General features: G+C 47.1%; 15 protein-coding genes. 12 read left to right on the top strand and 3 right to left on the bottom strand.

Annotation, left to right across the window (positions count from 1 at the left end):
* Positions 1-247: 247 nt before the first annotated feature.
* The 12 genes from hypF to hypE all read left to right on the top strand — a co-directional run bounded on the left by hypF (position 248) and on the right by hypE (position 13,001).
* A complete protein-coding gene (hypF, locus tag ABWP91_RS13995) occupies positions 248-2,524 on the top strand; it encodes a carbamoyltransferase HypF (protein WP_353243753.1) in 2,277 nt (758 codons plus the stop codon).
* 607 nt (positions 2,525-3,131) lie between these two features.
* Positions 3,132-4,250, top strand: a complete 1,119-nt coding sequence (gene hybO, locus ABWP91_RS14000; protein WP_219244498.1) for a hydrogenase 2 small subunit — start codon at positions 3,132-3,134, stop codon at positions 4,248-4,250.
* A gap of 2 nt (positions 4,251-4,252) precedes the next feature.
* On the top strand, positions 4,253-5,239 hold the full coding sequence (gene hybA, locus ABWP91_RS14005; protein WP_353243754.1) for a hydrogenase 2 operon protein HybA: 987 nt from the start codon (positions 4,253-4,255) through the stop codon (positions 5,237-5,239).
* Positions 5,223-6,410: a Ni/Fe-hydrogenase cytochrome b subunit gene (hybB, locus tag ABWP91_RS14010; protein ID WP_353243755.1), complete on the top strand. Its 1,188-nt coding sequence runs from the start codon at positions 5,223-5,225 to the stop codon at positions 6,408-6,410. The genes hybA and hybB overlap by 17 nt, the downstream gene beginning before the upstream one ends.
* Positions 6,407-8,110, top strand: a complete 1,704-nt coding sequence (gene hybC, locus ABWP91_RS14015; RefSeq protein ID WP_353243756.1) for a hydrogenase 2 large subunit — start codon at positions 6,407-6,409, stop codon at positions 8,108-8,110. Before hybB ends, hybC begins: the two co-directional genes overlap by 4 nt.
* Complete coding sequence (locus tag ABWP91_RS14020) at positions 8,110-8,604, top strand: HyaD/HybD family hydrogenase maturation endopeptidase (RefSeq protein ID WP_219244494.1); 495 nt, start codon at positions 8,110-8,112, stop codon at positions 8,602-8,604. The genes hybC and ABWP91_RS14020 overlap by 1 nt, the downstream gene beginning before the upstream one ends.
* On the top strand, positions 8,597-9,082 hold the full coding sequence (gene hybE, locus ABWP91_RS14025; RefSeq protein WP_353243757.1) for a hydrogenase-2 assembly chaperone: 486 nt from the start codon (positions 8,597-8,599) through the stop codon (positions 9,080-9,082). Before ABWP91_RS14020 ends, hybE begins: the two co-directional genes overlap by 8 nt.
* A complete protein-coding gene (gene hypA / locus ABWP91_RS14030) occupies positions 9,082-9,423 on the top strand; it encodes a hydrogenase maturation nickel metallochaperone HypA (RefSeq protein WP_353243758.1) in 342 nt (113 codons plus the stop codon). The genes hybE and hypA overlap by 1 nt, the downstream gene beginning before the upstream one ends.
* 89 nt (positions 9,424-9,512) lie before the next feature.
* Complete coding sequence (hypB, locus tag ABWP91_RS14035; RefSeq protein ID WP_353243759.1) at positions 9,513-10,592, top strand: hydrogenase nickel incorporation protein HypB; 1,080 nt, start codon at positions 9,513-9,515, stop codon at positions 10,590-10,592.
* Positions 10,583-10,879, top strand: a complete 297-nt coding sequence (gene hybG, locus ABWP91_RS14040; protein ID WP_219249507.1) for a hydrogenase maturation factor HybG — start codon at positions 10,583-10,585, stop codon at positions 10,877-10,879. The genes hypB and hybG overlap by 10 nt, the downstream gene beginning before the upstream one ends.
* On the top strand, positions 10,863-11,975 hold the full coding sequence (gene hypD / locus ABWP91_RS14045) for a hydrogenase formation protein HypD (RefSeq protein WP_353243760.1): 1,113 nt from the start codon (positions 10,863-10,865) through the stop codon (positions 11,973-11,975). The genes hybG and hypD overlap by 17 nt, the downstream gene beginning before the upstream one ends.
* Complete coding sequence (gene hypE / locus ABWP91_RS14050) at positions 11,976-13,001, top strand: hydrogenase expression/formation protein HypE (RefSeq protein WP_353243761.1); 1,026 nt, start codon at positions 11,976-11,978, stop codon at positions 12,999-13,001.
* A 43-nt stretch (positions 13,002-13,044) separates the two neighbouring features.
* On the opposite strand, the gene ureG is transcribed toward hypE, so the two are convergent.
* Genes ureG through ureE form a run of 3 tightly spaced genes read right to left on the bottom strand, consistent with a single transcriptional unit; the run spans position 13,045 to position 14,837 of the window.
* A complete protein-coding gene (gene ureG, locus ABWP91_RS14055; RefSeq protein WP_004908472.1) occupies positions 13,045-13,662 on the bottom strand; it encodes an urease accessory protein UreG in 618 nt (205 codons plus the stop codon).
* Positions 13,663-13,673: 11 nt separating this feature from the next.
* Complete coding sequence (locus ABWP91_RS14060) at positions 13,674-14,339, bottom strand: urease accessory protein UreF (RefSeq protein ID WP_353243762.1); 666 nt, start codon at positions 14,337-14,339, stop codon at positions 13,674-13,676.
* A 21-nt stretch (positions 14,340-14,360) separates the two neighbouring features.
* Positions 14,361-14,837 (bottom strand): urease accessory protein UreE, encoded by a 477-nt coding sequence (gene ureE / locus ABWP91_RS14065; protein ID WP_353243763.1) that lies wholly within the window; start codon positions 14,835-14,837, stop codon positions 14,361-14,363.
* Positions 14,838-14,843 lie beyond the last annotated feature (6 nt).

Raw genomic sequence — 14,843 nt, forward strand, 5'->3', positions numbered from 1 at the left:
TCTTTATTGTTTAATTAAGGAGGAGAATTTATTTAATAATGCAATTTAAATTAGATTTAAAAACTAAGCGGTGTGGTTTTATTAAATTTTACTAATTGTATTTATTGAAAATATAATTAATAAGCCAATTTGGTGATTTAATTCCGCATATTTTCTTATGTATATCCCACCTTTTTTTGATCTCAGGTGAAGTTTTTTGATGTTGTTAGCGGGAAAATACCTTTCATTGAAATAAGAGGGTGTGCAAGTGAGCAACGGAATACAGCTTCGGGTTAAAGGTAAAGTGCAAGGGGTTGGCTTTCGTCCCTATGTTTGGCAGTTGGCACATCAGCAGCAATTGCATGGGGATGTTTGCAATGATGGCGAAGGGGTGCTTATCCGCCTGCTTGCAGATGCCGATATCACTGAGTTTAGCCAATTATTGCAACAACATTGTCCCCCATTAGCGCATATTGAAAGTGTTCAAGCCAAACCCTTTCAATGGGATGTTTTACCCGCTGAATTTACCATTCGCCGTAGTGGCGAAGGGAAGATGGATACACAAGTGATCCCCGATGCGGCAACTTGTGATGCTTGTCAGCAAGAGATTTTTGACCCTACTAATCGCCGTTTTCATTATCCATTTGCCAATTGTACTCATTGCGGGCCGCGCTTTACGATTATTCGCCATATGCCCTATGACCGCCCAAACACGGCGATGGCTGATTTTCCGTTATGTCTGGAATGTTTAGCAGAATATCAATCCCCCGCAGATAGGCGTTTTCATGCGCAGCCCAATGCGTGTGCTGTGTGTGGACCCGACATTAAGTTGTGTGATGCCTTCGGGCAGACGGTGGCGGAAAAGGAACTGGCACTAATATCGGCATCGCAATATTTACTCGCAGGTAAAATTATTGCTATCAAAGGGTTAGGTGGCTTTCACCTTGCTTGTGATGCAACGGATGACCATGCAGTACAAGCACTGCGCATGCGTAAACATCGCCCAACAAAACCGTTTGCGGTGATGATCCCGTCTTTAGATTGGCTAAAAAACCAAGGGATGAGTGTAAGTGATGGGCTAGCCTCGTTGTTAAAAAGCCCTGCTGCGCCAATCGTTTTAATTAAGCAATGGAAAAACAGTGGTTTAAGTCAGTTTGTTGCGCCATATTTAACTGAGGTAGGGGTGATGCTGCCCTCAAATCCGTTACAGCACTTACTGATGGCGGAAGTAAAAAGGCCGTTAATCATGACCTCAGGGAATGCATCAGGGAAGCCCCCTGTGCTCACGGAGCAAAGGGCGTTCAATGACTTGGCCAATATCGCCGATTTTTACCTGACTCATAACCGCGATATCGTACAACGCGCTGATGATTCTTTAGTTCGTTATCACCAAGGTGAGGCTGAAATGTTACGCCGTGCCCGTGGGTATGTACCTGATTGCGTGGATTTACCTGAAGGTTTTGAAAACTCACCCGCGATATTAGGGTTAGGGGCTGACTTGAAAAATACGTTTTGCTTATTACGTGATAAAAGCGCGGTATTAAGTCAGCACCTTGGGGACTTGGACGACTTAGATATTTTTGAGCAATACCAAAATGCGATTGATTTGTTTGAGTCTATTTATCGTTTTACCCCAACCGCATTGGTTGGGGATATGCACCCGAACTATGTCAGTCATCGCTTTGCTCAGCAGTTATCTGCGCAGTTGGACATTCCATTTGTGCAAGTTCAGCACCATCATGCCCATATTGCGACCGTTATGGTGGAGCATGGCTTGCCAAAAAATACAGGTAAAGTCATTGGGTTAGCCCTTGATGGATTAGGTTATGGCGATGACCAACGTCTCTGGGGCGGAGAATGTTTGTTGGTAGATTATGCATCTAGTCAATATTTAGGAGGGCTGCCTGCGGTTGCTTTGCCCGGTGGTGAAATGGCGGCAAGGCAGCCTTGGCGTAACTTATTGGCTCACTGGTTGCAGTTTGTTCCTAAGTGGCAGCAGCTGCCAGATGCAACTCAACTCCTCGAATTTCCTTGGCAGGGGCTCAAAAAGGCTATCGAACGGGGGCTCAATTGCCCAACGGCGTCTTCCACGGGGCGGTTATTTGATGCTGTCGCCGCTACCCTTGGTATTTGTACGGCGCAAACCAGTTGGGAAGGGGAAGCGGCGTGCCAACTTGAAGCGTTGGCGATGCGCTCTGAAATTCTGATACACCCGGTGACGATGCCAGTAGTCGGCCAACACCTTGACTTAACCACATTTTGGCGTGAATGGTGCGCTTATCAGGCTCCTAAAGCGCAGCGTGCCCATGCGTTTCATGTCGCATTAGCAAACGGGTTTGCGCAGCTCGCTAGAATATCTGCTCAGCGAAACGAGATTAAGCAAATCGTGTTATCAGGAGGTGTTATGCACAATAAATTATTACGAAATTTATTAATTAATAATTTAAATGAATTTGAGGTATTAACGGCAAGGCAGTTCCCGATGGGGGATGGTGGGTTGGCATTAGGGCAGGTAGCGATAGCCTCAGCAAAATTAAAGGGTTAGACTCTTACTCATTTTGAATATGATTTAGAATGCACCTCAAGTAGAATTTTGTATATTGAGTATTTTATTAAATATTCTTTTTTTGATATTGATTCTTATTTAGATATTTAATTTTTATATTAACGGATTGATTATTAATAATACACTAATTCCGTTTAATTAAATTATAAGTAAATAATGAATTTGTATATCTCAATGATAATTAATGAAATTTATATTTAAATTAATGTGATATATAGCGCATTATTGAATAATAAATAGTTTGATTTTATTTGAGTGAACATTTTTTCCCTCTATCGACTGAATCGATTTTTCTAACAAATATATAAAAAAGATAAACTTTCTTATTTCCTCTTGATGAAGATCAAGTGATGAAAAATCGGTAGGAATAGGATCTTATTTTATATATATGCACCAGGTTACTTAAATAAGAATTTATTTCATTAGGCTCAGTTTTGTTGTCAATTTGAATTGCATCGAATGATACAAGCGTAAGGCGTAAGTGTATTCAGTACGTCGGGTTTTGTGGCATCTCTAACGCAAGGGTAATCAACAAAATTTGTTTAATGAATAGGTTCTAAGCCACCCATAATAATAGGAAAAAAGAATGATAGGAGATAACTCTATTAATTCTCCTCACGGTATTAACCGCCGTGATTTTATGAAGTTATGTACAGCGTTGGCAGCGACGATGGGGCTAAGCGGGAAAGCCGCGGCCCAAATTGCTGAATCTATTAGTGACCCAGCTCGTCCGCCTGTCATCTGGATTGGCGCCCAAGAGTGTACGGGTTGTACTGAGTCCTTGCTGTGTTCAACTCACCCAACTCTCGAAAACTTAATTCTGGATACAATTTCACTGGAATACCATGAGGTGTTATCTGCCGCTTTTGGTGAGCAAGTTGAACAGAATAAGCACAATGCGATGGAGAAATATAAAGGAAAATATGTTCTTGTCGTTGATGGTTCTATTCCACTGAAAGATAACGGTATTTACTGCATGGTCGCAGGAAAACCGATTGTTGAGCATATCCGCGAAGTGGCTGAACACGCTGCTGCCGTGATTGCAATTGGTTCCTGTGCCTCTTGGGGCGGTGTTGCGGCGGCGGGTGACAACCCAACGGGCGCGGTTGGCTTAAACCAAGTCATCAAAGATAAACCGGTGATCAACATCCCGGGTTGCCCACCAAACCCACATAACTTCCTTGCGACCGTTGCCCACTTAATTACCTTTAATCGCCCACCCGCACTGGACAGCAAAAACCGTCCAATGTTTGCTTATGGCCGATTAATTCACGAGCATTGCGAGCGCCGCCCACACTTTGATGCAGGGCGTTTTGCTAAAGAGTTTGGCGATGATGGTCACCGTGAAGGCTGGTGTTTATATCACCTAGGCTGTAAAGGCCCTGAAACTTACGGTAACTGCTCAACATTGCAGTTCTGCGATGTTGGCGGTGTATGGCCTGTGGCGATAGGTCATCCGTGTTATGGCTGTAATGAAGAAAATGTCGGCTTCCATAAAGCCATCCACCAACTTGCCAGTGTGGAAAACCCAACGCCCCGCGCTGACAAGCCAGATTTAAATAACCGTGAAGGCGGCCAAATTTCATCAACTGCCGTTGGGTTAATCGGTGGTGTTGTGGGGTTAGTGGCTGGGGTGAGTGTGATGGCGGTACGTGAATTAGGTCGCCAAAAACGCCAGCAAGACACTGACTCACGGGGAGAATAACCGTGAATAGACGAAATTTCCTTAAACTCTCCGCTGGGGGAGCGCTCCTTGCGAGCAGCTCACCGAGCTTGGCGGGAGCGGAAAACCGACCGCCAATTCCGAACTCCCTTGGCATGCTGTATGACTCAACGTTGTGTGTTGGGTGCCAAGCCTGCGTGACAAAATGCCAAGATATCAACCACCCAGAGCGTAATCCTGTGGGGGAACAAACATGGTCGAACAACGACAAGCTTACCCCATACACCAATAACATTATTCAGGTCTGGAGCAGTGGCACTGGCGTGAATAAAGATCAGGAAAAAGACGGTTACGCTTACATCAAAAAACAGTGTATGCACTGTGTTGACCCGAACTGCGTCTCTGTTTGCCCTGTTCAAGCACTGAAAAAAGACCCGAAAACGGGCATCGTTCATTACGATGCGAGCGTGTGTACGGGTTGCCGTTACTGCATGGTGGCGTGCCCGTTCAATATTCCAAAATATGCTTACGATGATAAGTTTGGGGCGATTCATAAGTGCGAGCTATGTAACCAAAAAGGTGTTGAGCGTCTAGATAAAGGCGGCTTACCCGGTTGCGTGGAAGTGTGCCCAACTGGTGCTGTGATTTTCGGTACGAGAGAAGAGTTGCTAGCCGAAGCAAAAAAACGCTTAACACTCCAAGTGGGGGATGAATATGGTTTCCCACGCCAAACCCTGCATAGCAATGACCCGAATGTCATTAAAGTACCGAAATATGAAAAACATGTATATGGGGAGCTTGAAGGCGGCGGAACGCAGGTCATTGTACTTTCGGGTGTCCCATATCAACACCTTGGCTTGCCTGAATTAGATCAGCTTTCGACAGGTGCGCGCTCTGAGCATGTTCAGCACACACTGTACAAAGGCATGGTGTTGCCGTTAGCGGCACTGGCTGGGTTGAGCTTCTTGGTGTACCGCAATACCAAGAATGACAAACACGAAGGAGATGACTCAAATGACGACGCATCATAAAGAAAAGCCGTTAGGCGGGCGTTTAGTCAGTTGGCCAATTATGGTATTTGGGCCATTGGTGATGCTTTGCGTCATTCTGATTATCAAACGTCTGGTTTTCGGCCTAGGTTCAGTTTCTGACCTTAACGGGGGTTATCCGTGGGGAATTTGGATTGCCTTTGACTTGCTGATAGGAACGGGATTTGCCTGTGGTGGCTGGGCGCTGGCTTGGGCGGTGTATGTGTTTAACCGTGGGGAATATCACCCGCTGGTTCGCCCTGCATTGCTGGCCAGTTTATTCGGTTATTCCCTCGGTGGTTTATCCATCACTATCGACGTGGGGCGTTACTGGAACTTGCCGTATTTCTATATTCCAGGCTTCTTCAATACCAACTCTGTACTGTTCGAAACCGCCGTATGTATGACGATTTACATCGGTGTGATGGCATTAGAATTTGCTCCAGCTTTGTGTGAACGCTTTGGCTGGAAAGTCTCGCTAAAACGCTTGAATAAAGTGATGTTTTTTATCATCGCTTTAGGCGCATTGCTGCCAATGATGCACCAATCCTCAATGGGATCGTTAATGATTTCAGCAGGATACAAGGTACATCCAATTTGGCAAAGTTATGAAATGTTGCCGCTGCTCTCGCTGTTGACCGCATTTATTATGGGTTTCTCTATAGTCATTTTCGAAGGCTCATTACTGCAAGCTGCCTTAAAGGGGCAAGGGGCGGATGAGCGGCCACTGTTTGTGCGGCTCACGCAAATTCTGCAAGTGCTTCTGGTGTTGTTCCTCGTATGCCGATTTGGAGAGTTGATTTATCGCGAAAAACTGCACCACATCTTCAATGGCGACTTCTACGCCATGATGTTTTGGATAGAAACCGTGTTAATGGTGATCCCATTAATTATCTTCCGCATGCCATCGCTGCGAAATGATTCGCGTTGGTTATACATCAGCGGGTTAAGCATGTTAATCGGGGCGGCAATGTGGCGGATGAGCTACTCCCTTGTCGCGTTCAATCCGGGGGGCGGTTATGACTACTTCCCAACATCAGAAGAACTTTTAATTTCAATGGGTTTTGTGGCAATTGAGGTCTGCGCGTACATTTTGCTGATCCGCCTACTACCCGTTATTCCAGCATTGAAAAAAACAAAGATGAGCCATTCAGAGGCCCGAGGTAAAGCATGAGCCAACGTATAACAATAGATCCAGTCACTCGTATCGAAGGTCACTTACGCATTGATTGTGAAATTGAAGATGGAAAAGTCACCAAGGCTTGGGCTTCAGGCACCATGTGGCGCGGTATGGAAGAAATCGTCAAAGGGAAAGACCCGCGTGATGCATGGATGATCATGCAGCGTATTTGTGGGGTTTGTACCACTGTTCACGGCATTGTGTCTGTGCGTACCATTGAAAGCGCGTTGAATATTGATGTGCCCGTTAACGCACAATACATCCGTAATATGATTTTAGCGGCGCATACCATTCAAGACCATATTGTTCATTTTTATCAATTATCGGCGCTTGATTGGGTGGATATCACCTCCGCGTTAAATGCAGACCCAAGTAAAGCCGCAGAAATCCTCAAAGGGGTTTCTACATGGCCACTGAATAGCGCAGAGGAATTTACCCGCGTACAAGACAAAATCAAAAAACTGGTGGCAAGTGGTCAGTTAGGGATTTTTGCGAACGGCTATTGGGGTCACCCAGCGATGAAATTGTCGCCTGAAGTTAACCTGATTGCGGTCGCGCACTATTTGCAAGCCCTCGAATGCCAACGGGATGCAAACCGCATTGTGGCACTGCTTGGGGGGAAAACACCACACATCCAAAACCTTGCGGTGGGCGGTGTCGCGAACCCGATTAACCTTGATGGAGTCGGTGTTCTTAACCTTGAGCGCTTAATGTATGTGAAATCCTTTATCGACCGTTTAGGGGATTTTATCGAGCAAGTATACAAAATTGACGCAGCGGTGATTGCTGCGGGCTACCCAGAATGGTTAGAAGTTGGCCAAGGGGCGAAACACTACATGTGTATGCCTGAGATGCCGATGGACGGCAAAAATGGCAGTTTCTTATTACCGGGTGGCTACCTCGAAAACAGCGATTTTAGTACCTATCGCCCAATTACCAGCCACATGGATGAGTATTTGATCAATGGTATCAAAGAAAGTAGCAAACACGCGTGGTACAAAGAAAATGAGCCACAAGCACCGTGGGAAGGTACCACTAACCCTGACTACACCGGTTGGGACGATGACGGTAAATATTCATGGGTGAAAGCGCCAACCTTCTACGACAAAACCGTCGAAGTGGGGCCATTAGCGGACTTACTGTGCAAACTGGCGGCAAAACACGAGCCAACGGAAAAACACTTTAACGATGTGGTGAGCCTGTATCAAACACTGACGGGCAATAGCATTAGTATTGATCAACTGCACTCTACATTAGGCCGCATTATCGGTCGTAGCGTGCGTTGCTGTGTGCTGAATGAAACCTTGTCAATTCAGTGGCAAGCGCTGGTGGATAATATCGGTAAAGGCGACTTTACCACTTTTGTAAAACCCAACTTCCCAGAAAACGCAACGATTAAAGGCGTCGGTTTTGGGGAGGTGCCACGTGGCCTGCTTTCACACTGGGTGGTTATCAAAGACGGTAAAATTGAAAACTACCAAGCGGTTGTACCATCTACATGGAACTCTGGCCCACGTAATTTCAATGATGAACCGGGCCCTTATGAGCAAGCGTTGGTAGGAACGCCTGTTGCTGACCCAACTAAGCCGCTGGAAGTAGTCAGAACCATTCATTCCTTTGACCCATGTATGTCTTGTGCGGTGCACATTGTGGATCCTGAAGGTGGGGAAGTCACTAAGGTTAAGGTGCTGTAATGCGGATTTTAGTCTTAGGCGTTGGCAATATTTTGTTGAGCGACGAAGGGATTGGCGTACGCATTGTCGAAGCATTGGAGGAACGTTATCACCTGCCTGAATGCGTGGAAGTGCTCGATGGCGGTACCGCAGGAATGGAATTGATCGGCCCAATGGCAGATCGTGACCACTTAATCATTGCGGATGTAGTGCTATCGAGCCAGCAACCCGGTTCGTTATTAGTGCTCCGTGATGACGAAGTACCTGCGTTGTTCACCCGTAAAATTTCACCTCATCAATTAGGGTTATCTGATGTGTTATCCGCGTTGCATTTAACGGATGAATTTCCGCAGCGTTTGACCTTAGTCGGCGTCGTGCCTGAGTCTTTAGAGCCGCACATCGGTTTAACCGCTACAGGGCAGGCTGCATTAGAGCCTGCGTTGCAAAAAGTGATTGATGTGCTGCGCAGTGAAGGTTTGGAAATTACGGCAAAAGAAGAGAGTTTACATGCCTGATGACATTAAAGGTTATCAAAGCAACCCACGAGCTCGGGTAGAGGCTGCATTCCAAAAGGTGGCGGAGCAATCGATGCACGATTTGTCTTTCCTCCACCTCTCGATGCCAGTTTATGCCAGTGAGTTTGCTTTGTTTGAAAATCAATGGGTTGGTGCGGTTATCACTCCGTGGATGCTTAGTGCTCTCATTTTACCGGGGCCTGAACAGTATTGGGAGCGCCGTACTGTCGGCGATAAAGTGGGCTTGATTTTACCTTATGGGGAAATGACCTATACCGTTGGGGAACTTGACGGGCTGACGCAATATTTTGCCTGTTCCTTGATGTCACCATTGGATAAAAGCTTAAGCACTGAGCAGGGTATTCACCTTGCGGATGATTGCCGCCGTATTTTGTTGTCCCTGCCAGTGAGTGACCCAAATGTGCCGCAATCGCCAGCGCGCCGTGCGTTATTTGCGCGCCACTTGAAGGAGGCATAATGCATGAAGTTTCATTGTGCCAAAGCACACTCGAAATAATTGAGCAGCAAGCCAAGCAAAATGCCGTGAAAAAAGTCACGGCAGTTTGGTTAGAAATTGGTGCGCTTTCCTGCGTTGAAGAAAGCGCATTTCGCTTTTGTTTTGATATCGCCTGTCGCGGCACTGTCGCACAAGGTTGCCAATTGCATATGGTGCACCGCCCAGCGCAGGCGTGGTGCTGGGATTGCAGTGAAATGGTGGAAATTAATAGCCATCAATCCGTTTGCCCACAATGCCAAAGTTTGAATTTAAAAGTGGAAAGTGGCGATAGCTTGCGCATCAAAGAATTAGAGGTCGAATAGTTTTCAAAGTGACTTTGAGGTGCATCAACCTTGCGATTTTGATTATGTATTAATCTAATTTAACTATTTAGCGGTTGGGAGTGAAACTTATGTGTAGTACATGTGGATGCGCATCGGGAGAGCGCAGAATCGAAGGGGGTGAGCACAGTCATCATCACCATGACCATCATCACGACCATGACCACCACCACGGCCATGATCATCATCATGATCATGAAAATGCCCATGACCATCATCATGGACACGATCGCCACCACGACCATGACCATCATGACCATGAAAGCCAAGGCCAAACCGTCATTATTCACCACCATTATTACCACCAAGGGGATGTGCATAACCACTATCACCAATACGAGCCCGCACCTGTTGACGACAAAGCCAAAAAACAGAAACACAAACATAAGCATAAACACGTTTACGCCATGGCAGAAAACAGCTTTAAACCTGCGGGCGAACACCATGACTTGGATTATGGGCAGGGGGAAGCTGGTACACACGCGCCGGGGATCAGCCAAAAGCGCATGCTGCAAATTGAGATGGACGTTTTAGATAAAAACAATCACTTAGCAGAACATAACCGCGAGGCATTTGCAGAAAAGAATATTTTAGCGTTAAACCTGGTTTCCAGCCCGGGTTCTGGGAAAACCACCTTACTAACGGAAACCTTGCTACGACTGCGCGACAAAATTAATTGTGCGGTGGTAGAGGGCGACCAACAAACCACCAACGATGCTCAGCGCATTCGTGAAACGGGCGTTCCTGCTATCCAAGTGAACACAGGTAAAGGCTGCCACTTAGATGCGCAGATGATCCACGATGCGGTTTCACGCTTAGGTTTGGATGATAACAGCTTGTTATTTATTGAAAATGTGGGGAACTTAGTATGCCCTGCAAGCTTTGATTTAGGCGAGCGCCATAAAGTGGCTGTTTTGTCTGTGACCGAAGGGGAAGATAAACCCTTAAAATACCCGCATATGTTTGCTGCGGCAGACATTATGTTGCTTAATAAAATCGACTTACTGCCGTACCTGCATTTTGATGTGGACGCCTGCATTGCTAATGCTAAACAAGTCAATCCAAACATCCAAGTGATTAAAGTCTCTGCGACACAAGGGGATGGCATAGATGCATGGCTTGCATGGCTGGAGACTCAGCTATGTGCTTAGGCATTCCCGGAAAAATCGTGGCGGTGGGTGAAGATATTCACCAACTGGCACAAGTGGATGTCTGCGGCGTGAAGCGGGACGTTAACATTGGCCTGATTTGTGAGGGGGAAACCCACGAATTATTGGGGCAATGGGTACTGGTTCACGTGGGCTTCGCTATGAGTATCATCAACGAAGAAGAAGCACAGTCGACATTAGATGCCTTAGCGGCGATGAGCCAGCTTGACCATGAGGTCGGCGACTTCAGTGGCTTAAATGCGGGAGCAACAGATGCAGTACGTCGATGAGTTTCGCGACCCTGCTTTAGCAAAAGTTTTATTGGCGAATATCCGCCAACGTGTGAATGAAATTCCACGGGCTAAGCAGCGCCCATTGCAGTTAATGGAAGTGTGCGGCGGGCACACCCATGCGATTTTTAAATTTGGTATCGACCAACTTTTACCGCCAGAAATCGAATTTGTCCATGGGCCAGGCTGCCCCGTTTGTGTGTTACCGATGGGGCGTATTGACGGCTGCATTGAAATTGCCGAGCAGCCAAATGTGATTTTTTGTACCTATGGGGATGCGATGCGTGTCCCGGGTAAAAATGGCTCTTTGCTTGATGCCAAACGCCGTGGGGCAGATGTACGGATTGTCTACTCCCCTTTGGATGCCCTCGGGATAGCAGAGCAACACCCTGACAAACAAATCGTTTTCTTTGGCTTGGGCTTTGAAACCACCATGCCAAGCACGGCGATTACCTTGCAACAAGCCAAACGCCGTCAGCTGAACAATTTCACCGTATTTTGCCAGCACATCACTATCATCCCAACGTTAAAAAGCCTATTAGAACAGCCAGATGTGCGTATCGATGGCTTTTTAGCGCCGGGGCATGTCAGCATGGTGATTGGAGCGCTCCCTTACCAGTTTATTACCGAAGATTTTCATAAACCGCTGGTGGTAACGGGGTTCGAACCGTTGGATATTTTGCAGTCTTTGTCCATGCTAGTTAGCCAGATAGCAGAGGGGCGTTGCGAGGTGGAAAACCAATATAAACGCATTGTTGCTGATCAAGGCAACACCTTAGCACTCAAGGCGTTAGATGAAGTGTTTGAGTTAAAAGAAACCAGCGAATGGCGTGGTTTAGGGGAAATTGCAGGCTCGGGGGTGCAGCTCAGCGTCGCTTACCAATCTTTTGATGCCGAACGCCGTTTTCAGGTACAACCACATCAAGTGGCGGATGACCCGCTAGCACGGTGTGGCGATGTGTTAACGGGGCGATGCAAACCCAATGAATGCCCATTATTTGGCACGCGTTGTACACCACAAACCGCTTTTGGTGCCTTAATGGTATCATCGGAAGGGGCTTGTGCGGCTTATTATCAATATCGTCGGGAGGCATAAATGAGTCATGATGCGAACAAAGTGGTATTGATGGCCCACGGTAGTGGTGGGCAAGCCATGCAACAGTTAATTGAACAACTCTTTTTAAAAGCATTTGCCAATCAAGCATTGAATGAGCGTGAAGACCAAGCACGGCTTTCGCTGGCGGAACTCACCACGTTAGGGGATCGCCTTGCATTCAGTACCGACAGCTATGTGATTGACCCGATTTTTTTCCCCGGTGGAAATATCGGTAAATTAGCGGTTTGCGGTACGGTGAATGACGTCGCCGTCAGTGGTGCAGTCCCTAAATATCTGTCTTGCGGGTTTATTTTAGAAGAAGGCTTTCCGTTAGCCGAACTCGCCACTATCGTCGAATCAATGGCAGCAACGGCCGCAGCAGCTGGGGTGCAGATAGTTACAGGGGACACCAAAGTAGTGCAGCGCGGTGCTGCGGACAAAGTGTTTATCAACACGGCAGGTATCGGTGTGATCCCAAGCGAAATCCAGTGGGGCGCTCAGCAAATTCAAGCGGGTGACAAGGTGATCGTCAGTGGTACGTTAGGTGACCACGGAGCGACCATCTTAAACCTGCGCGAGCAGCTTGGTTTAGAGGCACAGCTTAGCAGCGATTGTGCGGTATTGACGCCATTAATTGAACCACTGCGTAATATTGAAGGCGTACGTGCATTGCGGGATGCCACACGCGGCGGAGTGACGGCGATTTTGCATGAGTTTGCGCAGGCAAGCGGCTGTGGAATGGCGATTAACGAGGCGGACTTACCCGTTACCTCTGCGGTTAGAGGCGTATGTGAATTGCTCGGTCTTGAGCCACTGAATTTTGCCAATGAAGGTAAGCTAGTGATTGTGGTAAAACCCGAAGTGGAAAGTGCAGTGTTAGCCGCATTACGCAGCCATCCATTAGGCCAAAATGCCGCCACGATTGGTTGTGTGACAGACAATAAACAGGTGAAACTGGTCGGAATTTTTGGCACCTCAAGGTTGTTGGATTTACCGCACAGCGAACCATTACCACGAATTTGTTGATGTTATCCCCTATAGATTAAAACCTATAGGGGAAATTAATTTATTAACGCCTTAACATGCCTTTATCAATAATAAACTCGATAATGGTTTCTAAGCCGACTTTTTTCTTTAAGTTAGTGAAAACATACGGTTTCACGGGGCGCATTCTGGCAGTATCTGCTTCCATCACTTCTAAAGAGGCGCCGACATACGGGGCAAGGTCGATTTTATTGATCACCAGTAAATCGGAGTGGGTGATCCCCGGGCCGCCTTTACGTGGGATTTTTTCGCCTTCCGCGACGTCGATAACATAAATGGTTAAGTCCGCCAGCTCTGGGCTGAATGTGGCGCTCAGGTTATCACCACCGCTTTCCACAAACACGATATCCAGATTTTTGTGGCGCATTGCCAGCTCTTCAACCGCCGCAAGGTTCATGGAGGCATCTTCACGAATAGCAGTGTGCGGGCAGCCACCTGTTTCCACACCAATAATGCGGTCGGCGTCTAACGCTTCAGCGCGGGTGAGAATTTTGGCATCTTCTTGGGTATAGATATCATTGGTCACGACGGCAATTTGGTAGGTATCGCGCATCGCTTTACATAACACTTCTAATAGGGCGGTTTTCCCTGAACCAACAGGGCCTCCGACACCAATTCGTAGGGGTTGGTTATATTCTTGCATTGTGTGTTTTCTCATGAACGAAAAAGTCGAGTGTATTGGGTTTCATGCCGACTGCTGGCAATGATTTGTGCAGGGGTAAAACTGCCGATATCGTCAACTGACCATGTGGCAGATTGCGCCACAATCTCAGGGATACGTTCGGCAAGGGTAAACAAAATATGTTGCCCCGCACTTTGACCCAGTGGAATTAATTTCACGCCAGACATCACGGTGTTTTCTAGCCAGCCCCACGCGTAGGCGGTACACAGCTTTTCAACGTCAATATCCCAATGCGTGGCGGCAAGGGCAAAAGCCATTAATTGCGTTTTTTTCACGCACGCCAATGCCGTGGCATCAAGTTCTATCGCCAATTGTGGGAGCAAGCGGGCAAAGGCAATGCCTCGCTGGCGTTCTTCTTGGCGAAGTTCCTTGGTCTCGCGGCTGGCAATAATAAAGTCACACCAATAAGTCACTTGCTGCCAATCAGAGCGTGAAAGATTGGCGTGAATTTGCCGTAGGACAGGGAGTTCCAATGTCGCGATTGCGTGCGTCATTTGTGCCGTTAGCCAACTGGCGAGGGTGTCAGGCGTTGTTACCCAGCCTTTTTCAATCGCCCATTCTAACCCTTGGGAATAGGTAAATGACCCCACAGGTAAGGACGGGCTGACTAATTGGTATAAACGCAAATCCGCTAGCATCGAGACACTCCCTGAACCTGATTAGTGGTGATGATCATCGTGGTTATGATGGTGGTGATGACCGCCTGATGAACCGCCGTAAGCGCCCGGCTCAGGTTGGTATTTTTCCAGACCCACGCTAACCGTTGCACCTAATCCACGCGCCATATCGTCTAAAACATGGTCGTGAAAATAACGGCACCAGCCCGCTTCAATTTGCAGGGGAACATGGCGGTTACCTAAGTGGTAGCAAACCCGTGCCAGTAGCAGAGGGTCATCGCTGTAAACGGTGGAAACTTGCTCTTTTGCTGCGATAACGGTGACCTGTTCGCCGTCTTCTGTCGCTAAAATATCCCCTTCTTTTAAAATGGTGCCACGGGGTAAAAATAACCCTGCATCTTGCCCATCACTTAAGGTGACTTTTAAGCGGCTTTTAGTGCGCTCGTCCATGGTTAAGCACAGGGACAATTCAGTGTCTGTCTGTTGTTCTTGTGGAACGATTTTAATAAATTTTTTCATTTTCTG

The sequence above is a fragment of the Providencia sp. genome (genome assembly GCF_040396775.1).
Taxonomy (GTDB): domain Bacteria; phylum Pseudomonadota; class Gammaproteobacteria; order Enterobacterales; family Enterobacteriaceae; genus Providencia.

Excerpts from the sequence above, each read along its gene's own strand:
- ureE (WP_353243763.1), bottom strand. The coding sequence starts at position 14,837 with ATGAAAAAATTTATTAAAATCGTTCCACAAGAACAACAGACAGACACT.
- ABWP91_RS14020 (WP_219244494.1), top strand. The coding sequence starts at position 8,110 with ATGCGGATTTTAGTCTTAGGCGTTGGCAATATTTTGTTGAGCGACGAA.
- hybB (WP_353243755.1), top strand. The coding sequence starts at position 5,223 with ATGACGACGCATCATAAAGAAAAGCCGTTAGGCGGGCGTTTAGTCAGT.
- hybG (WP_219249507.1), top strand. The coding sequence starts at position 10,583 with ATGTGCTTAGGCATTCCCGGAAAAATCGTGGCGGTGGGTGAAGATATT.
- hybO (WP_219244498.1), top strand. The coding sequence starts at position 3,132 with ATGATAGGAGATAACTCTATTAATTCTCCTCACGGTATTAACCGCCGT.
- hypB (WP_353243759.1), top strand. The coding sequence starts at position 9,513 with ATGTGTAGTACATGTGGATGCGCATCGGGAGAGCGCAGAATCGAAGGG.
- ureG (WP_004908472.1), bottom strand. The coding sequence starts at position 13,662 with ATGCAAGAATATAACCAACCCCTACGAATTGGTGTCGGAGGCCCTGTT.
- hybC (WP_353243756.1), top strand. The coding sequence starts at position 6,407 with ATGAGCCAACGTATAACAATAGATCCAGTCACTCGTATCGAAGGTCAC.
- hybE (WP_353243757.1), top strand. The coding sequence starts at position 8,597 with ATGCCTGATGACATTAAAGGTTATCAAAGCAACCCACGAGCTCGGGTA.
- hypD (WP_353243760.1), top strand. The coding sequence starts at position 10,863 with ATGCAGTACGTCGATGAGTTTCGCGACCCTGCTTTAGCAAAAGTTTTA.
- ABWP91_RS14060 (WP_353243762.1), bottom strand. The coding sequence starts at position 14,339 with ATGCTAGCGGATTTGCGTTTATACCAATTAGTCAGCCCGTCCTTACCT.
- hypA (WP_353243758.1), top strand. The coding sequence starts at position 9,082 with ATGCATGAAGTTTCATTGTGCCAAAGCACACTCGAAATAATTGAGCAG.
- hypE (WP_353243761.1), top strand. The coding sequence starts at position 11,976 with ATGAGTCATGATGCGAACAAAGTGGTATTGATGGCCCACGGTAGTGGT.